Origin of the sequence: Natrinema caseinilyticum (assembly GCF_024227435.1) — an archaeon.
In the GTDB taxonomy this organism is placed as follows: Archaea; Halobacteriota; Halobacteria; order Halobacteriales; family Natrialbaceae; genus Natrinema; species Natrinema caseinilyticum.
Window position 1 is genome coordinate 3858899 of sequence record NZ_CP100445.1, and the last position, 24559, is coordinate 3883457.

23 protein-coding genes and 1 pseudogene are annotated in these 24559 nt (G+C 62.9%); 15 read left to right on the plus strand and 9 right to left on the minus strand.

All coding sequences use genetic code 11. From position 1 onward, the window contains the following. The first annotated feature begins 33 nt into the window (after positions 1-33). Positions 34-1233: an AI-2E family transporter gene (locus NJT13_RS19010; RefSeq protein ID WP_254523381.1), complete on the plus strand. Its 1200-nt coding sequence runs from the start codon at positions 34-36 to the stop codon at positions 1231-1233. Between the two features lie 305 nt (positions 1234-1538). Here NJT13_RS19010 and NJT13_RS19015 read toward each other — a convergent pair whose 3' ends face one another. The 3 genes from NJT13_RS19015 to NJT13_RS19025 all read right to left on the minus strand — a co-directional run bounded on the left by NJT13_RS19015 (position 1539) and on the right by NJT13_RS19025 (position 5514). Further along, positions 1539-3287, minus strand: coding sequence for a cation:proton antiporter (locus tag NJT13_RS19015; RefSeq protein WP_254523382.1), 1749 nt, complete (start codon positions 3285-3287; stop codon positions 1539-1541). A 229-nt stretch (positions 3288-3516) separates the two neighbouring features. After that, the gene (locus NJT13_RS19020; RefSeq protein WP_254523383.1) at positions 3517-3705 is read right to left on the minus strand and encodes a hypothetical protein; all 189 of its coding nucleotides are present in this window, start codon (positions 3703-3705) and stop codon (positions 3517-3519) included. A 900-nt stretch (positions 3706-4605) separates the two neighbouring features. Further along, complete coding sequence (locus NJT13_RS19025) at positions 4606-5514, minus strand: DUF6997 domain-containing protein (protein ID WP_254523384.1); 909 nt, start codon at positions 5512-5514, stop codon at positions 4606-4608. 101 nt (positions 5515-5615) lie between these two features. Between NJT13_RS19025 and NJT13_RS19030 the strand changes: the two genes are divergently transcribed. After that, complete coding sequence (locus NJT13_RS19030; RefSeq protein WP_254523385.1) at positions 5616-5999, plus strand: HIT family protein; 384 nt, start codon at positions 5616-5618, stop codon at positions 5997-5999. Between the two features lie 302 nt (positions 6000-6301). On the opposite strand, the gene NJT13_RS19035 is transcribed toward NJT13_RS19030, so the two are convergent. Further along, a complete protein-coding gene (locus tag NJT13_RS19035; RefSeq protein ID WP_254523386.1) occupies positions 6302-7462 on the minus strand; it encodes a LolA family protein in 1161 nt (386 codons plus the stop codon). A gap of 129 nt (positions 7463-7591) precedes the next feature. Between NJT13_RS19035 and NJT13_RS19040 the strand changes: the two genes are divergently transcribed. Further along, positions 7592-8788, plus strand: a complete 1197-nt coding sequence (locus NJT13_RS19040) for a M24 family metallopeptidase (protein WP_254523387.1) — start codon at positions 7592-7594, stop codon at positions 8786-8788. A 163-nt stretch (positions 8789-8951) separates the two neighbouring features. Here the strand turns inward: NJT13_RS19040 and NJT13_RS19045 are convergent, their stop codons facing one another. The 4 genes from NJT13_RS19045 to NJT13_RS19060 form a co-directional block, all read right to left on the minus strand. Further along, on the minus strand, positions 8952-9428 hold the full coding sequence (locus NJT13_RS19045) for a cupredoxin domain-containing protein (RefSeq protein WP_254523388.1): 477 nt from the start codon (positions 9426-9428) through the stop codon (positions 8952-8954). A gap of 83 nt (positions 9429-9511) precedes the next feature. Then, complete coding sequence (locus tag NJT13_RS19050) at positions 9512-10528, minus strand: aldo/keto reductase (protein ID WP_254523389.1); 1017 nt, start codon at positions 10526-10528, stop codon at positions 9512-9514. Positions 10529-10590: 62 nt separating this feature from the next. After that, entirely contained in the window at positions 10591-10980 is a 390-nt protein-coding gene (locus NJT13_RS19055) for a PIN domain-containing protein (protein WP_254523390.1), read from the minus strand. Beyond that, the gene (locus NJT13_RS19060; RefSeq protein ID WP_254523391.1) at positions 10977-11222 is read right to left on the minus strand and encodes an antitoxin VapB family protein; all 246 of its coding nucleotides are present in this window, start codon (positions 11220-11222) and stop codon (positions 10977-10979) included. The genes NJT13_RS19055 and NJT13_RS19060 overlap by 4 nt, the downstream gene beginning before the upstream one ends. Before the next feature lie 153 nt (positions 11223-11375). Between NJT13_RS19060 and NJT13_RS19065 the strand changes: the two genes are divergently transcribed. Continuing rightward, positions 11376-13007, plus strand: a complete 1632-nt coding sequence (locus NJT13_RS19065; RefSeq protein ID WP_254523392.1) for a potassium channel family protein — start codon at positions 11376-11378, stop codon at positions 13005-13007. A 14-nt stretch (positions 13008-13021) separates the two neighbouring features. Here NJT13_RS19065 and NJT13_RS19070 read toward each other — a convergent pair whose 3' ends face one another. Beyond that, positions 13022-13975, minus strand: coding sequence for a TIGR03557 family F420-dependent LLM class oxidoreductase (locus NJT13_RS19070; protein ID WP_254523393.1), 954 nt, complete (start codon positions 13973-13975; stop codon positions 13022-13024). Between the two features lie 182 nt (positions 13976-14157). Between NJT13_RS19070 and NJT13_RS19075 the strand changes: the two genes are divergently transcribed. The 11 genes and pseudogenes from NJT13_RS19075 to NJT13_RS19120 all read left to right on the plus strand — a co-directional run bounded on the left by NJT13_RS19075 (position 14158) and on the right by NJT13_RS19120 (position 24550). After that, positions 14158-14391 (plus strand): histidine kinase N-terminal 7TM domain-containing protein, encoded by a 234-nt coding sequence (locus NJT13_RS19075; protein WP_254523394.1) that lies wholly within the window; start codon positions 14158-14160, stop codon positions 14389-14391. Next, positions 14298-14798, plus strand: a pseudogene (locus NJT13_RS23560) (histidine kinase N-terminal 7TM domain-containing protein); the annotation flags it as partial. The gene NJT13_RS19075 and the pseudogene NJT13_RS23560, both read left to right, overlap by 94 nt. A 121-nt stretch (positions 14799-14919) precedes the next feature. After that, positions 14920-15216, plus strand: coding sequence for a PAS domain-containing protein (locus tag NJT13_RS19080; RefSeq protein WP_256549432.1), 297 nt, complete (start codon positions 14920-14922; stop codon positions 15214-15216). Further along, on the plus strand, positions 15213-15551 hold the full coding sequence (locus tag NJT13_RS19085; protein ID WP_254523396.1) for a sensor histidine kinase: 339 nt from the start codon (positions 15213-15215) through the stop codon (positions 15549-15551). The genes NJT13_RS19080 and NJT13_RS19085 overlap by 4 nt, the downstream gene beginning before the upstream one ends. Positions 15552-15660: 109 nt before the next feature. Further along, positions 15661-16650, plus strand: a complete 990-nt coding sequence (locus NJT13_RS19090) for an ABC transporter ATP-binding protein (protein ID WP_254523397.1) — start codon at positions 15661-15663, stop codon at positions 16648-16650. Continuing rightward, positions 16647-17420 (plus strand): ABC transporter permease, encoded by a 774-nt coding sequence (locus NJT13_RS19095; RefSeq protein ID WP_254523398.1) that lies wholly within the window; start codon positions 16647-16649, stop codon positions 17418-17420. The genes NJT13_RS19090 and NJT13_RS19095 overlap by 4 nt, the downstream gene beginning before the upstream one ends. 126 nt (positions 17421-17546) lie before the next feature. Beyond that, a complete protein-coding gene (truD, locus tag NJT13_RS19100) occupies positions 17547-18914 on the plus strand; it encodes a tRNA pseudouridine(13) synthase TruD (RefSeq protein ID WP_254523399.1) in 1368 nt (455 codons plus the stop codon). Positions 18915-19424: 510 nt separating this feature from the next. After that, entirely contained in the window at positions 19425-21158 is a 1734-nt protein-coding gene (locus tag NJT13_RS19105; RefSeq protein ID WP_254523400.1) for a carbamoyltransferase family protein, read from the plus strand. 153 nt (positions 21159-21311) lie between these two features. Further along, positions 21312-22538 (plus strand): MFS transporter, encoded by a 1227-nt coding sequence (locus tag NJT13_RS19110; RefSeq protein WP_425499771.1) that lies wholly within the window; start codon positions 21312-21314, stop codon positions 22536-22538. A gap of 322 nt (positions 22539-22860) precedes the next feature. Continuing rightward, positions 22861-23697, plus strand: coding sequence for a 5'/3'-nucleotidase SurE (surE, locus tag NJT13_RS19115; protein WP_254523402.1), 837 nt, complete (start codon positions 22861-22863; stop codon positions 23695-23697). Positions 23698-23788: 91 nt separating this feature from the next. Further along, positions 23789-24550, plus strand: coding sequence for a DUF2103 domain-containing protein (locus tag NJT13_RS19120; RefSeq protein WP_254523403.1), 762 nt, complete (start codon positions 23789-23791; stop codon positions 24548-24550). Positions 24551-24559 lie beyond the last annotated feature (9 nt).

Here is a 24559-nt window from a genome sequence, read left to right on the forward strand (position 1 = left end):
TTCGTTAATAGTGTTTCCGTGGTATCAGTACCCATGGACGAAACCGATTCACCGATACGAAACGTCCGCATCTGGGCGGCTCACGAACGCCTCGGGTGGTGGATTCTGGGGCTCGTACTATTGGCCGTGTTGGGACTGGTCGTCGACCAGTACCTCCCGTGGCTCGTCTTCGGGCTGTTCATCTACTACGTCGCGCGGCCCATCACGCAGCGACTCGAGCGGCGCTTCGCCTCGCCGACGCTCGTGGCGGCGCTGACGCTGCTCCTGATCGTCGTCCCGATCGTGGTGATGATCGGCGCGATCCTCCTGGTCGCTCTCGGGCAGTTGGTGACCGCGGTCGCGGACCTGCCGGTCGACAGGATACTCGCGCAGTTGCCGGTTCAGATCTCGGATCTCCCGAACACGCCCTCCGAGGTGTACGACACGACGGTCGTGTTGATCCAGGATCCGTCGGTCCAGAGCCTGCTCGGGTCGGTCGGCGGCGTGGTCGGCGCCATCGGTGCGACGCTGTTCAACATGTTCATCTCGCTGCTGATCGCGTTCTTCCTGCTGGTCAGCGACCGAACTATCGCCGACTGGTTCGAATCGAACGTGTTCGGCGAGGACAGCCTGGCAACCGACTACCTCTCGGTCGTCGACCGAGGACTGGGTTCGATCTACTTCGGGTACACGATGACGATCTTCGCGGTGATCGTCCTCTCGGCGATCATCTACACGGCGTTTAATTTCTTTGCGCCCGGCGACCTGGCGATCCCCTCGGCGGTGCTGTTCGCCGTCGTCACCGGTCTGTTCACGCTCGTCCCGCTCGTGGGTCGGTCGATCGTCTACTTTGCGATCGCCGCGACTCTCGCCCTCCAGGCGGTCGCCGTCGATCCGCGATTCCTCTGGTTCCCGCTCGTGTTCCTCGCGGTCATGATCGTCGCGTTCGACAACCTCGTCCGGACGTACATCCGACCGTACCTCTCCGGACGACTGCTCAACACCGGGCTGGTCATGTTCGCGTACCTGTTCGGGCCGCCGCTGTTCGGCTGGTACGGGATCTTCCTCGGCCCGTTCCTGATGGTGTTCATCGTGATGTTCGTCCGGATGATCCTCCCGGTCCTGGCCGGTCGAGACCGCGACCGCGTCGACGTCGAACCCGAACACACGCTCGACGAGTATGCCGAGAGCGTCGCCGAACGGCAGGAGGAACCGCCCTCTGAAGCGGACCGGACCGACGTCGGGCCGGGGTGAGATCCACGGCGGAAGCGACTCACGAGACCGGTCTTGCATTCCGCTCCAATGCGGCGGTCCCCGTCACCTGTACGGGCAGGACGTCTGGATCGGTGTCCACGTCTTCCGCGACCTACCCGATCGGACGAGTCGCCCGCGGTACCGGTGGGCGTGAGGCGCGGACTCGAGAATCGGCCCGAGAAGTGGGTCGGCGACTGCAAGTCCCGTCGGCTCCAGGAATACTCGACAGGCGTGCGTCGCGTCCGGGTCGGTCAGCGGGACGACCGACGCGGCCGAAAGCGGGTCCCGACGGGTGACATATCGTCTCACGATTGCCGATCCCCGGCTTTCGAGCCATCGTCCGGTCGTGACGTACCCGCCTGGACCGCCTCGTTGCCATCGTCGAGGGACACCGCCTCGAGTTCCCGACGCCAGTACGGGGTGAAGTCGGTCGGCGTCGGTTCGGTTGCAGTCCACTCGTCGGTCAGAACGCGATCGAGTTTCACTTTGACGTCGTCCAGCAAGCGGTCACCCACGTCCCCGCCTATGTCCCCTCGCTGTATCGCCTCGTTGATGGCCCGGTGTTCCGCGACGAGAATGCGTCGGGTTCCGAGTCGCTCCTCGTGGCGACGGACGTCGGGATACCGATCGAGCAGCGACTCGAGTGCGGCTTCGAGCTCGTCGCGTTCGCGTCTGTAGACTGCGGTGACGTCCTCGAAGACGCTCTCCGAAATCTCGTCGTCTTCGTGGAGTCGCTCTGCGGTGTCGAGGGCGGCGTCGACGCCGTGAAGGCGACCGACGAGCGACTCGTAGAGTCGCTGTGGCGGCGTTCGCTGACCGATTTCGAGGCGGTCGAGCAGTCTGCCCATCGTCGGGCCGTTGACGAGAAGCGTGAACGCGGCGACGCCGAAGACCATCGCGGTGAGCTGTGCCGCGAGGGGGTCCGAAATCGCCCCCGTTTCGGAGACGCCCAGGATCAACGCGATGGAGACGGAGGCGTGAATGCCGCTCCACGTCAGGACGTGCTGGTAGGACCGCGGAATCGAGTCGATTAGCCACCGGTTGAGAAGTTCGACCAGCGGGTAGATGACGACGGCCCGCGCGAAGAATACGAGGACGATCGCCGCGGCGACGTGCCCGGCGGACTCGACCTGGAGGGCGATCGGTGTGACGATGCCGATACCGACGAAGATGATGGTGTTCGCGAGGACGGCCGCGTACTCCCAGACGTTCTCGAGGGTGAAGTGCGTCGCCGGGGGCAGCTCCGTGGTCCCACTGGGTGAGGCGAGGAAGATACCGGCGGTCAGCGTTCCGATGACGCCGCTGCTACCGAGAACGTCGAGGAAGACGTAGACGCCGTAGGCGAGACCCACCGAGACGACGATCGTGGTCAGACTGTCGTCCGCGAAGGCGACGAGTTCGGTGGCGACGTATCCGGCCACGGCACCGACGAGTGCGCCGCCGACCACCGCGACGGTGATCCCGATCGCGACGTCACGCAGTAACCGACCGTGCGTGTAGATCTCTCCGAGCGCGACGCCCGCGGATTCCGCCTCGAGGACGATGGCGAGGACCGACGAGTAGACGACGATCGACACGCCGTCGTTCAGGAGGCTCTCGCCCTCGACGAGGACCGCGAGTCGCTCGGGGGCGCCGATGTCGTCGAACGTGGCGAGCACCGAAACGGGATCGGTCGGCATGATAATGACGCCGAACAGGATCGCGATGACCAGCGGGAATCCGAACAGAAATCGACTCGCGACGGCGACGATGGCGATCGAGACGAGGAGGCCCGGAACGGCGAGCGCGAGAATGGGGCCGAGATTCTCGCGGAACCCGCGAGGGTCGATGTTGACCGCCTCGTTGAAGATGAGGATCGGCAGTAAGACGAGCAAGATGAAGTCGGACGTGAGTTCGACGTCGACCGGAGAGCCGACGACGGAAATGAGCAGTCCCGTGACGATGAGCCCGGTCGTGTACTGTATGCGCTCGCGTCTCGCACTGACGACCCCGACGACGGTGGCGATGGCGAGGAGATAGAGGAGGGTTATCAACTGGTCCTCGATGCCGACCATAGGCGCTGTTCGGCAGTTAGTCAAATAAACACCCTCTCCAAACTGGTGATTCAGACACTTCTCTCCCTGAATTTCACGACAATTGGCTAGGCGTCTCGAGCGATACGTTGCCGAGAGACGTACCGAGGGCCGAAGGGTCGGCAACGCGGCCGCGCAGCGAGTACGGCCGCGTCACACCCGTATCAGCCTCGAACGGTGTTCCGGCGGGTAACCGGTGGTTCGCGGATGCTTACTCCTCGCGCTCGTTCCGACGCCTGCGCTGTGCGATGATCTGATCGGGCGTCACCGAACAGCCACAGGGACCGACGGTCCCCGTGTCGGGCCCGGTGGTCGTTATTCTGGTCACCAACTGGCCACAGCACGGACAGTCCGGGAGCGACGACTCGGCGTCCTTACCCGAGTCTCGATCGCTACTCATACTGGCCACGCTCTCGGTTCCATTTCGAGTCCGGTTCCGGACCGAACGGTGGTCGTGTCGGGCGATTCCGCCGGCGTGCGGGACGTTTATATCCCGGTAGAATCAACGTAATCATGGCAACCGGTTCCCTGAGCGGGAGACGGAAGCCAAGTCTCGGGTGCTCTGACCACCCGGGGCGTTTACGCGATGCCCCCTTACTCGTGGAGACCGGCTTCCGTTCTAACCATTGGACCTTTCTACCTTATAACTACTGTTATCTGCGGAAAATTTACACCGGAAACCGGCAACCGAAACCGGTCAAATCGACAGCGGAAAGGGCCGAAGGCGACTCCTATTCACAGTCCGATAATAGTTCGCGAATCCGATGTTCGAACCGGCACATCGCTCGAGTGGTTCCGTCGAAGCATGAGTGGGTCGCTGTTTCGTGCGCGGAGAATCGCTGCCCGTTTCTCCCCTCCACAACGCGTGGAATGCGCCACTTGACAGCGAACTCTACGACAGATGGAACACGACCGAGACAGTGAACGCTGCAATCAAGCAGGAATTCAGCATATTCATCCAGTCACATATCTCGTGGAAGCAGTTTCGCGAACTCCTCGTCAAGTGTATTGTTCACAATGTGGAACGTGGCCTCGCTCTTTCACACGAGACGTACAGAAAGTCACTGACTCTGAAGGAGGCGGGTTGCTGCATACAGAGAATGAGTTCAGCACGACGATCCCGTTTGTTTTACACCCATCATATATGAATATATGCCAATCGAATGCTGGTACTTCTATCAGCTATCGGTGACGTTGGCAAAGCGGTGCTGAATAGAGAGGAGCGATCCATCATATAAATGGGCATTTGGACGATGCCCGATTGCAGAGAAAATGTTCGGGGAATAAGAATTTCCGCGAATCACGCGAGCCGTTGTTGGTAAGAGTCCGACTGGTCGATGCGAACTTCATAGTGCTGATCATCAACGACGTGTAACCCGGCAAGGCACGGTCGCGTTTCGCCCGCTGGAAGCTCCGAACATTCATAAATACTGTATCGAATGGCGTCACTTACGGTCTGTGCTCGGAGATAAACAGGCACAACCCGATCAACAGCGAGCGACAGCGATGTTCTCGCGGCGAGTACAGGGTAACCCAACTTATGTTTGGCCAGTTCTCGTGGCGCACCACACTTTGCCTCAACGACCAGTAGGATTCGCTCGCTTCCCCGACGGGCCACAATGAGAGCGTCAATTTCAACTTGACCGCCGTTGTGATGAACGATGGTTGGTCGGTTGGGATGCGGTTCGAACTCAAAATCGAATGTGGACGCGACCGTCGTCGGAGCGGTTCCTATCTGTTCAGTGTCAAGGTCAAGCGCTCGCGAGAAGATTCCCGTTGACAAGGCGAAGTTCACGAACGAGGTCTCCGAGAAGGTCGGAAGTGATCGGTAGACTTCGAGCATATCTTGAGCACTCTGTCTGAGAGCAAGCGCTTCGTCGCCTCCGGAAGAATAATCAAGAACCTGCCGGTCATCCGGATTAAATTCACTTTCGTCAATGAAAAAATCATCAAGCTGACCGGACACGTTGACGAGACTAAACTGTGTCCCGGGACCATTTGACGCTCGCCCCAGACGTAGAACCATTGTCTCTTGTTCGTCTAACCGATCCGAGAGCTGTGCGCGGGTGTCTATCGAGAGTTCGTCTGCTGTCCGGTACTGGTTCGGGTCTTGGCCAATATCTCGCAGATAGCCAATGAAAGACTCTGGGCCATAGAGACCACTCTTCGAATCCTGTAGTGAGCGCAACGCTGGATCCCAGTGACTCATTATTATCTTTGATTACCCACGTACCATATAAATATCTGGCACACCCCCAATTGAACCGGTCAGTGTGAGATTTTATTCCATCCTCCTTCGTATTGGGTATCATGAGCAGCACTGATAACTGTGTGTTCTGCGATATAGTTGACGGTACCCGCGACGCCACAGTTCTGCTTGAATCCGATACATACCTCTGCTTTCTTGATAAGTATCCAGTAACGGAGGGGCACGCGCTCGTCGTACCCAAAACTCACGTCCAGTATCTCAACGAAGTCGACGGAGAAGCCCTCTACAAGTTTCTTGAACGGGCAATTACGAAGGTCCGTCGCCACTACGAACCCGACGGCATGAATATCGGTCTGAACGACGGCCCGACTGCTGGGCAGACGATTCCACATCTTCACTGGCACATCATTCCACGGTACGAGGGCGATATTGAGGATCCGACTGGCGGTGTTCGTGGCGTGATTCCGGCAAAGCGGATGTATTGAGACGCTTTGCCGACCCACTGTGATAACCCGCCGATGTAGATCTAAGTCAGAACCAATCGTTTTTGTACAGGCTACAAATGCAATGGCGCTAGATATGTGCTCTGTATTCAGCACACTGCTTATAACACCTATCTTATAGATAGATTGTCGCTCCGTTACCTCCTAGACCTGTACTGAACGATCACCACTTTCGTAGATTGATCACGATCTCGTGTCGCGTTCACGCTGTGATTGTCGCACGAATTTCGATACCGGTCACCAATCGTGGATTTCGACGAGGCCAGCAGGGTAGAACCGACGCGTTACGAACAGCCGATCGACGACGCGATCTCGAGCAGCGGCGAGTCGTCGACGAGGCTCGAGACTTCGTAGCTCAGGTCGTCGCAGGTCCAGAAGATGCTCCGGATGCGACCGTCGCGACGGTAGGCCGTCTGCCCGTCGAATTCGATCTCCTCGAGCGCGTCGGGATCGAACCGCTGTTGTTGTCGGACGGCCACGTAGAGTTCTTTCGCGATCACGGTCGGATCGTTGTACCAGAGCGTCGCGACGGTCCCGCCGTACTTCGGCTTCTGTTCGATCACCGTGACTCGATCGAGGACGTACGCGTCGGCCACGTCCGGGTCGGGCAGGTCGTAGGGGAGGATTTCCTCGGCGGCGGTCCGCGACTCGAAGACGCCCTCAGGCTCGCGGCCGTCGGTGACGACCGTCGCACCCTTTGGCGGTTCGTACGTGAACGTTCCCGACCGAATTCCCTGATCGATCGAGAGATCCTCGTACGTGACGAGCAGTTCGTGAAGCGTCTCGCCGTCTTCTGCGACCGCGTTGCGCTCTTTGATCGGATACCGGTGTTCGTCGTCGATCCAGATCGTCCGGGAAACGTCCACCGCCTCCGGATCGCCGGTCACTCGTAACGGGACGACGAAGGTCGTTTCGCCGACGACGAGATTGATCGTCGGCCCGACGTCCTCCGTCGGCGGTCTCGTCTCGATAACGTGTGCGTCGCGCCCGTGTATCGTCTCCTGGCCGTCGTACCTGAGTTCGTGATCCGACCGGAGGTCCTCGAGGACCAGTCGGACCCCGTCGGTGTCGACCTTGTTCGGGTGGTACTGTTTGTCGACCGTCTCGGTCTTCGGGTTGTACTCCCACGTCGTCGCGCGGTTCGTCACGGTGACCGAACCGGCGGGGGTGTCGGGATCGGTCGACTCGACCACCTCGATGCGCTGTTTGGCCGGCGGGACCCGCGCGAGACGCTCGACTCGCTCGACCGACCCGTCGGGAGCGGCGACCTGCATGGTTCGACGGGCCGTCAGGTCGTGCATGTGCCGGCGCGTCTCGATCGCGGACTCCAAGAGCCCGTCGCTCGTCGGCTGCTCGCCGTTCGTGTCGTCGTCGATATCGGTGGTGGTTCCACAGCCGGAAAACGCGACTGCCGCCCCGGTTGCTAGTAGCTGCCGGCGATCCATACGTGTGAGACTTCTAACTTAATTCATAAATGTGTTGGTCCGAATCGATGCCCGACGACGCAGTCTCCTGGGACGAAACCGCTCGAGAGGATCCGCGGGATTATGTGGCCGCTCGATAGATACCTTCGCATGAACGTGGACGTCGATCTCTCGTCGCTTCGCGAGTATCTCTCGGAAACCGAACAGGACGGGTACCTGATCGACGACGACGCGTCGGACGCGGACCAGCGGTACGTCTCCGGCTTCAGCGCTCCCGATCCCTATCAGACGCTGGTAACCGCTTCGGGGGTCCACGTGCTCGTCTCGGGTCTCGAGTACGGCCGCGCGAAATCGGAGGCGAACGCCGACTCGGTCTCCCGACGTGCGGACTACGAGTACCAGCGACTGGTGGCCGAGCACGGCACGTACGAGGGGACGATCCGCACCCTGGCGGCGTTTTGCCGGGATCACGACGTCTCGTCGATCGCCGTCCCGCGGGCCTTCCCGACGGGAACCGCAGACGGACTCCGGGAGCGCGGCCTCGAGGTGACGGTCGAACCCGACGGGATCGTGACGGACATCCGTGCAAAGAAAACCGACCCGGAAGTCGAACAGATTCGAGCGACCCAGCGGGCCAACGAAGCCGCGATGGCGCGAGCCGAGGAACTGATCGCGACCGCGGACGTCGACGACGGCGTCCTCGTTCACGACGGGGAACCGCTCACCAGCGAGCGCGTCACGGAGGAGATCGAGATCACCCTGTTGCGACACGGCTGCGGGCTCGACGAAACAATCGTCGCCTGCGGCGCCGACGGTGCCGATCCACACGACCGGGGCAGCGGACCGCTCGAGGCAGACGAGTTGATCGTGATCGACATTTTCCCGCGGGACAAGGAGACGGGCTACTTCGCGGACATGACCCGGACGTTCGCCCGCGGCGACCCCGGCGAGGAGGCTCGGCGGCGTTACGAGGTCACGCGCTCGGCCTACGAGGCCGCACTCGAGACCGTCCGGGCCGGCGTCACGGGCGCCGAGGTCCACGACGCCGCCTGCGACGTGATCGAAGACGCGGGCTACGCCACGCTCCGGAGCGATCCGAACGCGGAAACGGGGTTCATCCACAGCACCGGCCACGGCGTCGGCCTCGACATCCACGAGCAACCGAGCGTCTCGCCGACCGGCGGCGACCTCGAGGCCGGTCACGTGATCTCGATCGAACCCGGCATCTACGACCCCGCGGTCGGCGGCGTCCGCATCGAGGACCTCGTGGTCGTCACCGCGGACGGGTACGAGAACCTGACCGAGTATCGCATCGGGCTCGAGCCGATGGCCGGCGGCCGAGAGTGAGGGGGTCGGACGGGAGAAACGGGTCCCGTTGGAGACGGGGAAGCCCTGCATCCGCGAGCGAGGTCGTTCTCAGTACCCCCAGCAAAAGGTGGGTACGCACGGTATCGGTTCGGCGGAACGGGACCGACTATCGTCGTCTTTGAAACGAGGTACTCACCGCTCGCTATTCGACCTGAATGTCGGCGACCATCGTCGTCGGGTGGACCTCGCAAATGTACGTGACCATCTCGCTTTTGGCCTCGAACTCGAGCCACTGATCGTCGCCGGGATCGGTGACCTTCTCGGTCACGAGGTCGTCGACGACCTCGTCGTTTTCGTCGTAGATCGCGATGTTGTGCCGGGCGGTGTCGCCGGTCGTCCAGCCGATCTCGTAGGTTTCGCCCTCCTGGAGGATGAGCGTCGGGTTCTCCGTGTCCGCGATCGAGTCGGGTGCGATGCCGACCCAGCCGGACGTCTGTCCGTCGAACTCGATCGCCGTGTCTGGATCGATCTCCACGCCGCCGTCTCCGCCGCCGTTACCGCCGTTACCACCGTTACCGCCGTTACCGCCGCTACTGCAGCCGGCGATGAACGCGACCGACGCTGTGGCACCCGTCAGCTCGAGCATCCGACGTCGGGACACCCCTCTATCTCGTGTCATCACGTTCGCTTCGGACCAAACAGCAATAAGCAACTGGACAATTCCGATCGGCTGGGAACGTCGTTCCAGTACGAATGACGGGCTCAGCGGTAGCCGCCGCCGTCCGCACCACGAGCGACGTCGATCCGCTCGAGTTGCTCGTCACCGAGGTCGACCTCGACCGCGCCGACGTTCTCCGCGAGTTGATCGGGCGTCCGCGCGCCGACGATCGGCACGCAGGTAAATCGATCCCGCTCCATCAGCCACCGCAACGATACCTGCGCGGGCGTGGCGTCGACTTCCGCTGCGATCGACTCCACCGCCTCGAGGACGTCCCAGGCGGTCTCGCTCGTGTATCGGTCCTCGAAGAGATCGGAGAGGGTGCCCCGGGAGCCGTCGGGTGCGACGACGGTCCCGTCCTCGGCACGCTCGTACTTTCCGGTGAGGAACCCGCCGGCGAGCGGCGAGTACGGACAGACTGCGACGTCCTGGTCGGCGCAGACCTCGAGATAGTCCGCGACGTCGTCCGTATCCGCCGCGTTGAACATCGGCTGGGTGACGTCGAAGCGCTCCAGGCCCTCGACGTCGCTTTCCCACAGCGCTTTCGTGAGCTTCCAGGCGGCCATGCTCGAGGCGCCGAGGTAGTGAACTTTCCCGTCGCGGACGAGTTCCGTGAGCGTCCGGAGGGTCTCCCGAATCGGCGTGTCCTCGTCCCAGCGGTGGATGTAGTAGAGGTCGAGGTAGTCGGTACCGAGGCGCTCTAAGGTGCCCTCGATCTGGGCTCGGATGTGCTTCCGGCCGAGGCCGGAGTCGTTCGGCCCCGGTTCGCCCCGGCCGTCGAACGGAAAGTAGACTTTCGAGGCGATGACGAGGTCCTCGCGATGGTGGTCGCGGTCCGCGAGCCACTCGCCGATCCAGCGCTCGCTCGTGCCGTCCGGATCGCCGTAGACGTTCGCCGTGTCGATGAAGTTGATCCCGGCGTCCCACGCCGCGTCGAGCAGTTCGTGTGCCTCTTCACGGTCCGTTTCGACGGTCCCGTCGCTCTCCTTTCCGAAACGCCAGGTGCCGAAGCAGAGTTTCGAGACCGTCGTTCCCGTGTTTCCGAGGGTCGTGTACTCCATGCAATCGGATTCGGCGGCGGGGATCAAAAACGAGTTGGGAAGCGGCGATCGTTTCGTGACAGTCAGTACGTACGTATCTCGAGGTCGTCGACTCGTTCGAAGTGATCGACGTTGTTCGTTACGACTGGGACGTCGTTTTCGAGTGCGGTCGCGGCGATCATCACGTCGGCGTCGTCGATCGGGGCACCGTCTCGCCGCAGCGTCGCGTTGATTTCACCAGCAGTCATCGCGCACGCTCTGTCGAACGGGAGTTCCCGAACGTCACCGAGCAGATTCTTCACGACACCCCGTTCACGGTCGGACGAGTCCGCGAGGTGGATTCCCTCCCACAGTTCCATCACGGTGACCGAACTGACCTGCGCCGTGGCACCCTCGTCGATCGACCTGACCGCGTCTTGCACCGCCTCTTCTCCGCGGAGCACGTCGATGAGAAACGAGGTGTCGAGAATCATTCGAGCGCGTCCGCGATTCGTTCGACTCGGTCCCGCGATTCGTTCGTCCGCTCGGTCCGCCGTCGCGAGACGATCCCTTCCAGTTCGTCCGCCGTGTCTTCGCCCAACGTCCCGTAGTACTCCTCGAGCGTCGTGCCCTCCGTTAACCGACGAACGACGTCACTGAAGCTCTCGTTCTCGCGCTTTTCGGCCCGGAGTCGTTCGTACGCGTCGTCGGCGAGTGAGATCGTTTTCGTCCCCATATCTGTGTATGTGTACGTACACAGCCGATAAAAGTCCATCGCACTGGTACCCCCCGGACGGATCGGATCGAACGACCGTCACGAGGAGCCGGCACCCAGAGAGCCGTGAGGGCTTCCCGAAGTTACTAAGCCCTCTGCAGTCACGTACTGGTGATGAACAACTGGTGGCGGCGAATCGTCCTCTCGCTGGTCGCCGTCCTGGTGCTCGTCCTCGTCTACGCCGTCGTCTATCGGGCCGGAATGGCAATTTTCGAGGGTGCTAGTACGACCTACTACGAGGCGCTTCAGTTCGTAATCGAGGCGCTGACGACGGCCGGATTCGGCGGCGACGCCGCCGATTGGGACAGTCCGCAGATGAACCTGATGGTGATCGTGATGAACCTCACGGGCGTCTTGCTCGTTTTCCTCGCGTTGCCGCTGATCGTCGTCCCGCTGTTCCGGGAGGCCCTCGAGGATCGGCCGCCGGAGACGACCGACCTCACCGACCACGTCGTCATCTGCTCGTACACGCCGCGGTCGGACGTCCTCGCGGAGGAACTCGAGGCGGCGAACGTGCCGTACGTGTTCGTCGACGACGATCCCGAACTCGTCGTCCGTCTCAGTCGGGAGGGCACCGACGCGATCTACGGCCAACTCGACCAGGAAGGGACGCTTCGCGCGGCGAACGCCGCCGAGGCCCGCGCGCTCGTCACCGACGTCGACGACGAGACGAACGCGATGGTGATCCTCACCGCGCGAGAACTCTCGAGCGACCTCAGGATCGTCAGCGTCGCCGAAAACGAGGACGTCGCGAGCTATCACCGCTACGCCGGTGCCGACGACATCGTTCGCCCGCGACGGGTGCTCGGCCAGAGCCTCGCCCGAAAGGCGACGACGACCGTCTCGGCCGAACTCCGCGACACGATCGAGTTCAGCGAGGACCTCGCGGTGACCGAACTGCTCGTCCAGGAGCAAAGCGACCTGGTCGGCCAGACGATACCGGAGTCGGGCATTCGAGATCGGATGGGGCTCACCGTCATCGGCGCGTGGTTCAACGGCGAGTTCGTCCCCGTTCCCGGCCCCGACCACCAGGTCGACGGCAACACGATTTTGCTCGTTGCGGGCCGGCGCGACGACCTCTCGGAACTGAAAGCCCGGACCGTGTCGACCTTGCAACACCGTCGTGATCGCGTCGTCGTCGGCGGATACGGTGCCGTCGGCCGAACGGCAGTGGAGACCCTCGCGGACGACGGCGTCGAAACCTTCGTCGTCGACTACGCGGAGATGCCCGGCGTCGATATCGTCGGGGACGTCACCGACGAGGCCGATCTCGAGGCCGCCGGCGTCGACGAGTCCCGGTCGATCATTCTCACGTTGGACGACGATGCGACGACGATCTACGCGACGCTGGTCCTGAAGCAGGTGGCACCCAACGTCGAGATTATCGCGCGAGCGAACGAACCGGGGAACATACCCAAACTCTATCGGGCCGGGGCGGAGTACGTCCTCTCGCTGTCGACGGTGACCGGTCGGATGCTCGCGTCCGTCCTGATCGAAGACGAGGAGATTTTGACGCCGGAGACGCAGTTCGAACTCGTCCGGACGACCGCACCGCAGATCGCCGGCCGGAGCCTCGGTGACGTCGACTTGCGGGCGCGGACCGGGTGTACGGTGGTCGCGGCCGAACGCGGCGACGAGCTACTGACGGACCTCGGCCCGGAATTTACCGTCCTCGAGGACGACACCCTGATCGTCGCCGGGAGCGACGAGGCGATCAATCGGTTCGTCGCGCTCGCGACCGAGTAGTCAGAAGCCGGAAATCAGAACGAAGGCAGGACTTCTTCCGCGTAGAACTCGAGCGCCACGTCCTGATCGGGGCCGATCTGGTGGACGTAGACGTGGTCGTAGCCGGCGTCGAGCGCCCGTTCGATGCTGTCGATGTGGGCCTGTGGATCGGGATCGGTGATCGTCCCGGACTCGGCGATGTCTTCCCGGTCGACCATCCGGGCGGCTTGCTCGAAGTGAGCCGGGGTCGACAGCTCCTGGCCCAGCTCGCCCGGGATCGACCCGTTCGGCCACTGCTCGTAGACAGTGTCGATCGCTTCGTCCTCGGTTTCGGCGTAGCAGCCGTGCAATTGCGTGTAGGACGGCCCGTCGCCGCCGGCCTCTTCGTACGCCTCGAGCGGCTCTTCTCTCGGCCCGGAACACCAGAGGCCGTCCGCGTGTTCGGCCGTCCACCGGGCGGTCTGGGTCCCGAACGCGCTCGCGATCGTCGTCGGCTGTTCGTCGGGTGCGGTGAACAGCTGTGCGTTCTCGACCGTGTAGTGCTCGCCGCGGTGACTCGTCGTCTCGCCAGTCCACAGTTTCCGCATCACGTCCAGCGCCTCCTCGAGTTTCTCGAGACGGACGTCGTGTTCGGGCCAGCGCTCGCCCGTCACGTGTTCGTTCAGGTTCTCACCCGTGCCGACGCCGAAGGTGAAACGGTCGCCGAGCATCTCGTCGACCGTGGCGACGGCGTGGGCCACGTTGACCGGATGGATCCGCGTCGTCGGACAGGTGACGCCGACGCCGACTTCTATCTCGTCCGTCACCGTCGCGATGCCACCGAGCGTTGACCAGACGAACGGCGACTCTCCTTGCGCGGAAACCCACGGGTGGAAGTGATCCGAGATGGAGACGAAATCGAAGCCTTCGTCCTCGGCGCGGCGGGCGATGTCGACGAGTTCCGTCGGACCGAACTCTTCGCTCGAGAGGGTGTATCCGAGTTTCGTCATTCTCGCTGTGGTAGCACGATTCGGCGGGTAACGGTTGAGCCTGCGAGGGCAGACGTACGGACGGCCCGAAGCGGTTCACAGGCGTCTCGAGGCGGAAACGAACCCGACGCGTGCTGCTGCGATGGCCACCGTCTTTGTAGCAACTCGAGAGTCAGCTACAGTGGAGAAGCCAACTGGGCCTCATGATGTGGCAACTGACGCCGTATACGGTTCCGCTTGCCCTGGCGACGTGTATCGGTATCGCCGGTGCGATCCTCGCCTGGCAGCAACGATCGGGGCCGCTCGAGACCTGGGGAATGGTGGTCCAGGCCACGGTCGCCTTGTGGTCGCTCACGGTTCTCCTGACCGTATCGAGCGTCCCGATGACCCTGAAGCTGTTCTGGTTTCAGGCCTCGCTTGCGACGCCCCCTTGTTGATTGTCTCGACGCTGTGTTTTACGCTCCACTTTACCGGTCGCGGTGGGTGGCTCACCCGCCCTCGCGTAGTGGCGCTCTTCCTGTTTCCCGCGACGGTGTTCGTTTCCGCGATGACGAACGACGTTCACGGACTCGTGTTCGTCGATCCCGCCGTCGAACGCGTCCGGTTCGATATTCTCCGCTACTCGTGGGGGCCGCTAGCCTCCGTATACTTCGCGGGATCGCACGCGATCGTGACCGTCTACTGCGGGCTCCTCTTTCGGAAGTTGCTGCACTCGCGAAACGTCTATCGGCGGATCACGTTCGTCATATTCGTCGTCGCCGTCGGGACGGCCATCGTTACGATTTTCTCCGTCACGAAGGTCAGTCCGTTTCCTCACTTCATGCTGGTCCCGTTCGCGTACCTGGCCCTCGGTGTTCCGCTCATTCTGGCGACGTCGAGCGTCAGGTTCGCCAGACGGATCCCCGTCGATCGATTCCTGTCGATCGTGACGTCACAGCAGCGTCGTTGCGCTGGCGAGGGACTTCATCGTCGAAGCGGTCGACAACGGAATCGTCGTCGTGGATCGAAACGATCGCGTCGTGGACATCAATACGACCGCAAAGAAGATGCTCGGAAGGGAGCGGCCGGTCGGCAAACACGTGACGGATATTATCCGGTCCGAGATGGTGCTCCAGGCCGGTGACCTCGAACCGGTCCTCGCCGGGGCGGAACCGATCGGCGAGTTACGGGACGAAGCGTGGATTCGAACCGACGGCGTCGAACTGTGTTACGACGTTCGAGTCTCGGCGATCGGACCGGCGACGACTCCGTCGGACACGTGAACGACGCCGCGGCTGGTGATACCGAATCCGCGAGCGTGACCGTTCGCGTCGGTCGGCTCGAGGTGGACCGGAGCAGGACCGAAACCACCGCCTGCGAACCCGGATTCTACGTCGAAAACGACGGCACCGGCATTCCGGACGACGAAAAGGTGTCCGTCCTGGACGAGGGAGACACGACGGCAAACGACGGAACCGGGTTCGGCCTCGCGATCGTGCGGGACAGTATCAGGGCCCACGGCTGGTCGATCGCGGTGACCGACGCCGACGACGGCGGTGCGCGCTTCGAGATTACGGGAATCGACCGCTCCGCCCTCGACGACCTCGAGCAGCCCTGATCGGCTCTCGGGCCGACTGGTGCCCGCTTTCGCGGGCGGGTGACGGGTAAAACGGCGTCGCAACTCTCGAAATCGAACTCCTTACCCGCATTCCCCGGAAATTACCTGTATGGCAGCCGCAGTCGACGCGACGGACCTCGAGAAGACGTACGGTGAGACGGTCGCGCTGGCGGGGGCCTCGCTCTCGGTCGAGCGTGGTGAGGTCTTCGCGCTGATCGGCCCGAACGGAGCCGGCAAGACGACGCTCGTGCGTGCACTGACGGGAACGACCGATCCGGACGGCGGTACCGTGCAGATCCTCGGCGACCCCCCGACGGCCGTCGATCGCGACCGGATCGGCGTTCTCCCGCAGGAGTTTTCGCCGCCGGGGAGGCTCAGCGCCCGCGAACTGCTGGCCTATTACGCGGGACTCTACGACGACGCTCGCGATTCCGACGACGTGCTCGCTGACGTCGGTCTCGTCGACGCCGGCGAGACCTGGTACGAGGACCTCTCCGGGGGCCAACAGCGCCGTGTCTGCGTCGGGTCAGCGCTGGTCAACGACCCCGATCTGCTCTTCCTCGACGAGCCGACGACCGGCATCGACCCCGCCGGCCGGCGCACGGTCTGGCGACTGATCGAGGAACTCGCCGACGGCGGGACGACCGTCGTCCTGACGACCCACGATATGGCGGAAGCGCAGCGACTGGCCGACCGCGTCGGCCTGCTCGCCGACGGACGCCTCGTCGCGCAGGGCTCGCCCGAGGAACTCGTCCGTGACCACGGCGGCTCGAGCAGACTGGCGATCGAAACGGCGGCCTCCCTCGAAGCGTTCGCCGATCTCGGACATCCGGTCGAGCGTCCGGACGGCGGCCGGGGTCGGAGCCCGGAGAGCGCGGTCGTCGTACGCGACATCGAACCCGCCGAAATTGGGGCCGTCGTCGACTACCTCGAGGCCCACGCCCTCGAATACACGGAGCTCTCGTGGTCCGAGCCCGATCTCGAGGACGTGTATCTCACACTGGCCGACGCGGCGGAACGCCAGCGAACCGAGCGGCTCGAGGCCGGGGACGGCGGAGCCGGTGAGGGAAGGCTCACGCAGGCGGGTGAGACCGCGTGAGCCGAATGGGACGCGTGCGTGCGGAGACCAGTGCGGGGTGGCGGTCGTTCGTCCGCCGCCGGACCGCGGTGTTTTTCACCTTTTTCTTCCCGGTGATCCTGATCGTCATCTTCGGCGCGCTCGTTCGAACGGACCCGACTGGAGAGGGGCTATTCACCGAGCCACCGGCCTTCTACGTGCCGGGTTATCTCGCGGTGGTCGTTCTCTTCACTCCGCTGTCTCGGATGGGCAGCGAAGTCGCGCGCCACCGAGAAGGCAGCCGATTCGAGAAGCTCGCGACGACGCCACTGTCCCGCGCCGAGTGGTTGCTCGCTCAGACCGCCGTCAACGCCGTCATCATCGGGCTCGCGAGCCTGCTCATCCTCGGCCTCGTGGTCGTTCTGACGGGGGCGGAAATCACCGTCTCGGCGCTGCTGATACCGTACGTGCTGGTAGGCGTCGTCTGCTTTTGCGGCGTCGGCGCGATGCTCGGCAGCTACACCGATTCGCAGGACGGTGCGGTCGCGGCGAGCAACGCGATCGGACTCCCGCTTCTCTTTCTCTCCGAGACGTTCATCTCGCTCGAGCAACTCCCCGGCTGGTTCGGCCCGCTGGTGAACCTCTCGCCGCTCACCTATTTCGCCCGCGGCGTCCGGGCCGCGACGTTCTCCGGGGCGCAGCAGGCCGAAATTGCGGGGGTCGATCCCGTCATCGCGAACCTCGTGATCCTGGCTGTCGTGGCCCTCCTCGCCTTCGCACTGGGTGCGCGGTCGATTCCGCGCACGGACTGACGGCGACGGTTTCGCCGTCGAGTTGGCGCAGCCGATCCGACGCGCTGGCCGATCCGCCGTGAGACGGCGCGCCCGCTCGAGAACGAACCGACTTAGGTGCGCCGCCCGAATCCCGTGGCAACCAGCATGCGCCCAGCCCACCCCACCGAGCAGGCCGTCGGCATGGAACACTACGTCAGCGACACGGAGGGCGTCGGCGGCCACCTGCGCGAGCGGGACGACCACTTCCGGGTGCGCGAACTCGAGCGCTTCGACACCGAACCGCTCGACGCGTCGACGGACGCCTACCCCCATCTCGTCTTCCGAGCGACGCTCCGCGGGTGGGATACGAACGACTTCGCCGCACGGCTCTCGGACGCGCTCGGAATTTCCCGGGAGCGGATCGACTGGGCCGGCACGAAGGACAAGTACGCCGTGACGACGCAGCTGTTTTCGGTCTACGGGGCCGCCCCCGGAGACCTGCCGGTCATCGAGGGAGTCGACGTGGAGATAGTCGGCCGCGCTGGTCGAGGCCTCGAGTTCGGCGACCTCGCGGGCAACGAGTTCGAACTCGTGGTCAGCGATCCTGCGCGGCCGGACAATGCGGCGGCGATCACCGAGGAACTGCGAGCGTTCGGCGGACTCGATACCGCAGATCGCGGCGACGCGGACGGTGAATCGCCGGTTTCGATCGGCGTCCCCAATTTCTTCGGTCAGCAGCGCTTCGGGAGCCGCCGACCGGTGACACACGAGGTCGGTCTCGCGATCGCCCGTGGCGACTGGGAAGGGGCGGTGATGGCGTACCTCGGGAACCCGACCGAAGCGGAACCGGAGGGAACGCAGGAAGCCCGGGCCTTCGTCGAAGAAACCCGGGACTGGCAGGAAGCACTCGAGCGCGTCCCCCACCGACTTCGGTACGAGCGCTCGATGATCCACGCACTCGCCGAGAACGAGGGCGAACCAGGTCCTGACGAGTTCCGAACGGCACTCGAACGCGTCCCCTCGAACCTCCAGCGGTTGTTCGTCCACGCCGCCCAGTCCTACGCGTTCAACCTGATGCTGAGCGAACGCGTCGAACGGGGACTGCCGTTCGATCGTCCCGTCGCCGGAGACGTGGCCTGCTTTTCCGATACCGACGCGCCGGACGCGCTCGAACTCCCCGACACGGAGCGACTCCAGCGCGTCGACGAGCGCCGAGTGAAGTCCGTCACGCGCCACTGCGAGCGCGGTCGGGCGTTCGTCACTGCGCCGTTAGTCGGTACCGAGACCGACCTCGCCGACGGCGAACAGGGTGAGATCGAACGATCGGTCCTCGCCGACCTCGACCTCGAGCCCGCGGACTTCGACCTCCCCGGCGAATTCCACTCGACCGGGACGCGTCGCGCGATTCTCGTGCGGACGGACGTGCGCTTCGAGACCGATCCGCTCACCTTCGAGTTTGCGCTACCGAAGGGTTCGTACGCGACGGTCGTCTGTCGGGAGTATCTCAAGGTCGATCCGGTGTGTCTCGGCTGACCACGGTTCCGTTCGTTTCTGACGCCTCCCGACGACACCAGCGATACCGTCTCGTTCGACGGACGTGACGGGCGAAACGCGACCGAATCGATGTAGAAATAATATGTACTTAAACAAAAATAACTCACGGCTACATACATGGTTTCTGTTAGTGATGGCCACCGGATACCGTCCGTTGCGTGACGCGTCTCTCGGGAAATCACGGTCCGAACGCACTCGATTCCGGGTTTCTCGAGTTATGCGGCGGCGGATCCGCGTCCACACCGCTCGTGGCACCGTCCCGTTTCGCAGATACTGGATCCGTACCGCTCGAACGGCTGGATTCGACGTCTTCGATGGCTATCGAGACGGTTCTTCAGAGTCGGGCGGACCGTCGGTTTCGATCGGAACGGGGCCCTCGCTTCGCAACCGAGAATGGTGACGAAGTGGACCGGTCGACGAGCGAATCATCGATTTGATATGCCAGTCTAACAAAACTTACTTAATAGACGAAAACGGAATTACTAATACATGGCCTATGTCCTTTCATTTAAGCCAGCGATCGGACTCTACGGGCAACACGATCCGAGTGCCGCTCTCTTCGCCGACGGCAATCTTCAATTTGCAATCGAAGAAGAGCGACTGACCCGTGACAAACACGCCACAGATACTTTTCCGGAGAAAGCGATACGGGCCTGCCTCGAGAGCGAGGGAATCGAACTCGCGGACCTCGAGAAGATCGTGTTGCCGTACGATCCCCGACTCAGGACGAAGATCCTCGGTCACTATCTGGGCAATACGGCCCCGAACGACAGCACGCTTCGGACGATATCGCACCTGTTCAACGTGGCCAAAGATCAGTTCGTGTCCCGCTACCTGCCGACAAAACAGGTCGAAGCACGACTCAAACGGATCGGGACGCCGCTCCCGCCGATCGAGTGTCGCTCGCATCACGCCTGTCACGCGGTCAGCGCGTTCCACCCGTCGACGTTCGACGAAGCCCTCGTGTTGACCGTCGACGCGAAGGGTGAGTACGATTCGACCGTCGTCTGGCACGCGACTGCCGACGGTCTCTCTCGTCTCCGAACGTACGATCATCCGAACAGCTGGGGGCTGTTCTACGCAGCGGTCACGGAGTACCTCGGGTATCGGATGTTCAACGGCGAAGGGAAAGTAATGGGACTCGCTCCCTACGGCGAGGACGATCCGGACATCGAGCGCCGTCTCAGAGACACCATCGAAACCGGGGTCGATTACGACGTCACAGCGCTCACCGGTCGGTGGGGGACGGATTACGGAGTTCGAACGCTCGAGGACATGTTCGATCGACCGCGATCGACCACCACCGACGAGTTCGACCAGTTCGAAAAAAATCTCGCCCACACCGCTCAGAAACTACTCGAGGAATCTGTCACCGCCATCGTCGACGAGTACATCGACCGCGTCGAAACCGGGAACGTCGGCCTCGCAGGGGGCGTCGTCCTCAACTGCAAGCTCAACAAAGCCGTCATGGAGCACCCGTCGGTCGACGACCTGTTCGTCCAGCCGGTCGCTCACGACGCGGGACTCGCGCTCGGCGGCGGCTGGATCGACCGGCAGCCCGATCAGGTCGAGCCGCTGACGAACGTGTATCTGGGCCCCGAGTACGACACCGAAGAGATTCGGTCGCTGCTCGAGACGAACAAAGTCGAGTACACCGAACCGGACGACCTCGAACGGGTCGTCGCCGAGTTACTCGCCGACGGGGCACTGGTCGGCTGGTTTCAGGGGCGACTCGAAATGGGCCCGCGAGCGCTCGGCAATCGCAGCATTCTCGCTGATCCACGGACCGATGCGTCACGCGATCGGGTCAACGAGTTCGTCAAACACCGTGAAGGGTGGCGTCCGTTCGCGCCATCGATGATCGAATCGGCGGCCGACGAGTACCTCGAAAACGCGACCGAATCGCCGTACATGATCAATACGTTCGACGTTTCGCCGGAGCACTGTGACGACGTGAGCGCGGTTCTCCACCCCGCGGACAACACGACGCGGCCCCAGACCGTTCGCAAAGAACAGAACCCGCGGTATCATCGGTTGCTCAGAGAGTTCGAGGACGTAACCGACGTTCCCGTTCTCCTCAACACCTCGTTTAACGATCACGGCGAACCGATCGTCAACACACCGGTGGAGGCGCTCAAAGATTTCTACGGAATGGGACTCGACGTCCTCGTCCTCGAGGACCTCCTCGTCACGAAAGACGACTCGCTGTCGGCCGATCTCTGATGTCCACGGTGGGGAGAATCTCGAACATCGGAATCCGACGGCCGGCATGAACGTACGATACCACAAGAAGAGCCACGGAGAACGTCGTTATTACGATTTCTCAGGATCAGAATAACAGAGTATAATTGAGTACCGCGTCGACAAACTCGACAAATGAACGTCGCCTCCGAGTCTCGCTGGCGAGGGTCGACACGCGGACGTGTCCTCAAATACTATCTCTACAAGTCTACCAAAGCTGTCGAGTTTTATCGGCCGATTATGTACCTCTTCTTTCTCGCACAGGGGCTCACCTTCACGCAGATTACAATTCTCGAAGCGATATACAACCTCACGACGCTGTTCGGTGAGATTCCAACTGGGTACGTCGGGGATCGCATCGGTCGGCGGAATAGCCTGCTCGTCGGGACGGTGCTGATTTCCGTGACGCTGCTCGGGATCGGTCTTGCCGGATCGTTTCTCACGTTGGCCGTTCTCTACGTCTGCTGGTCTGCGGGGTACAACTTCAGATCGGGAAGCGAGGATGCGTGGCTCTACGACGCGCTCACGGACGATCTCTCCGAAGGTGAGTTTGCACACGTTCGCGGTCGCGGCGAATCCGCATCGCTCGCGGTTGGGGCTGGTGCAGCTATCGTCGGGGGCTATCTCGGAAGTCTCGATCTCTCGTACCCGTGGTTCGTTGCTGCCGCCGTCACCGGACTCGGCGCGGTAGTGCTACTCACGCTGGATGAACCCGAGACGTACAAGAAGACGGAGACGGACGAATTGAGTCTCCGACGAACCGCTACTATCGTTACGGGAGCACTGTCTCAACGGAATCTGCGGGCGTTCATCCTCTATTATTACGTCCTCTACGCCGCGGTGACGTATCTCGTATTCGTCTTCCTCCAGCCGATATTCCGGACCGTCGTCGTCGATCTGGGCGTTTCTCCGGATCAGGTCGAATCGCTCCTCGGGTGGTTCTATGCGGCGTACAGTCTCGTCGGTGCGGTTCTCAGCTACTACACCGGTGCAATCAAGGATCTCCTCGGCGTTCGGCTGTGGTTCTTCGTTCTTCCGTTCGTCGTGGGCGCGGCGCTGATCGGCATGTACTTCGTTCCCGTTCTCGCTCTTCCGACGTTCCTCTTTGCCCGGGGGCTCGCGGATGTCACGCGGACATTCGCAGGACAGTACGTTAACGATCGCATCGAAACACTCGGGCGAGCGACTGTATTGAGTGCGATGGCGATGGTCAGCGGTCTGGCGGTCGTTCCGTTCCAACTCGGGAGCGGCGTTATTTCGGATTCTGTCTCTCCACTCTTTGCATTAGCCGTTGGAGGCGCGATTCTCGTCGTCGGATCGGGTGCAATCCTCCTGTGGGAGAGACCGATACGCGAGCAATAACCCTCACAGATCGGATTCATACCTACGGCTCGAAATTGCGGCGTCGCGTCCGCCGAGAGAACGGCGACAGGCGCCCTCTCGTGGAACGGACGTCCCGCCGACCCGGACTACCGCCCGTCCTGTGGCGACGCCTCGAGGTCGACGCCGGACCGGACGAGGGAGTCACCTGTCCCGAACGCGGAGCGGTCGCTGCGGATGGACCGCGGTACTGTCCAGTTTGCGGACCGAACCTCGGTGATGCGATCGGCGGTCCATCGTCGTGTGCGCCGACTTCCCAACCCGAACTGATAGATGGGTTGCCCGCTAGACGAGGAGTACGGCAATGGAACTGGACTCAGAGCCACACATTCTCCTGACGAACGACGACGGGATCGACGCGCCCGGAATTCGCGGGCTAGCGGACGCGCTCTCGACGGTCGGCGCGGTTACCGTCGTCGCGCCGGATCGAAATCAAAGCGCGGTCGGCCGGTCGCTGTCCTACGGCCGGACGCAGTCGTCGACGGACGACCTCTCGATCGATCTGTCCGACAGCGCGTTCACCGTGCCGGTCCCCCACACCGACCACGAACTCGGCTACGCCATCGACGGCACCCCCTGCGATTGTGTCATCGTCGGCGTCAACGCCCTCGAGCCCGCGCCCGATATCGTCGTCTCCGGCTGTAATTCGGGGGCGAATCTCGGGGCGTACGTCTTCTCCCGATCCGGTACCGTCAGTGCCGCGATGGAAGCGGCCTTCCTCGAGACCCCGTCGATCGCGGTCTCGATGGATACGCTCGGCTACGACGAGGACCTCGAGCCAGCGGACTTCGAGCGGGCGGGCGAGGTCGCTGCGGCCCTCGTCGGTGGCGCACCTGGGACCGGGCTGTTCGACCGCGTCGATTACCTGAACGTCAACGTTCCCCGACCGAATTGCGAGCCGAACGGGTTCGCGGTCACGCGTCCGACGAGAGTCTACGAGATGGACGCGACCCACGAGAACGGCGAGTTCCAGTTGACCAATCGACTCTGGCAACAGATGGCGAATCGGGACATCCCGGATCCCGAGGACACCGACCGCCACGCGGTCCTCGACGAACGGGTGTCGGTCTCCCCGCTTCGGGTCCCGTACGAGATCGTCGATACGGAACCGGTTCGGCGGATTCTCGGCGGGCTTCTGTGATGCCGTCGGACCGGCCCGCCGAGAGAGTTCGTCCCCCGGTGGGCCGACCGAAAAACACGTCCGTTTTACACGCCGACGTTCAATCCCGCGTATGGAGTGTCGCCACTGCGCATCGCCCCTCGAGAAACCCGGGGACTTCTGTCTGGTCTGTCGGGAAGCCAACACCGCGGCGATCGTTCTCGAGGCGGCACGCGACAGGGCGACCATCACGATGCTCGCGGGTGAGGACGACGGTCCGGCCGACGCGGCGGCGTCGGGCGACGTCGACGAGTCGGTACTCGGCGAAACGACCGTTACAACGACCCCGGAAGAGGGCGAGAACCAACCCGTCGAACTCCGTAACTTCGCGGGATTGATCGGCGACGAAATTCGACGAAAACGGCCCGAGGAAGTCTACGCCGGGGGGACGCGAGCGGTGATCCGCGCCGTCCGCGAGGACATCCATCACCCCTTCTATCGCGTCGACGACGACGACCCCGTTCGGGCTGTCCTCGACCGCCGCGGCGACCGCGCGCTCGACGTCGTCGAGACGCCCCCGGCCGAGAAAATCGGGGGCAGTCACACGACGCTCATCGGGGGTCGATCGGGAATGCAGGCCATCCAGACCGTCGCGGGCCATCCTCACGTGAAAAAAGTGATTCCGGGCCCCATCGACGCCGGCGGGAAGGGGTCGCAGTCGGGGCTGCGGGCGAAGGTCACCCGCGCCGACAACGGCGGCAACGTCCGCATGCTCATCAGGGACGGCTCGAGCGTCCAGGAAAATCGTATCGTGACGACCGCTCGCGACCGGGAGATGGGCGAGCGAATTCGGGCCGATCTCAACGACGTCCTGACGGACGCGGAATTCCAGTAGGACCGGATC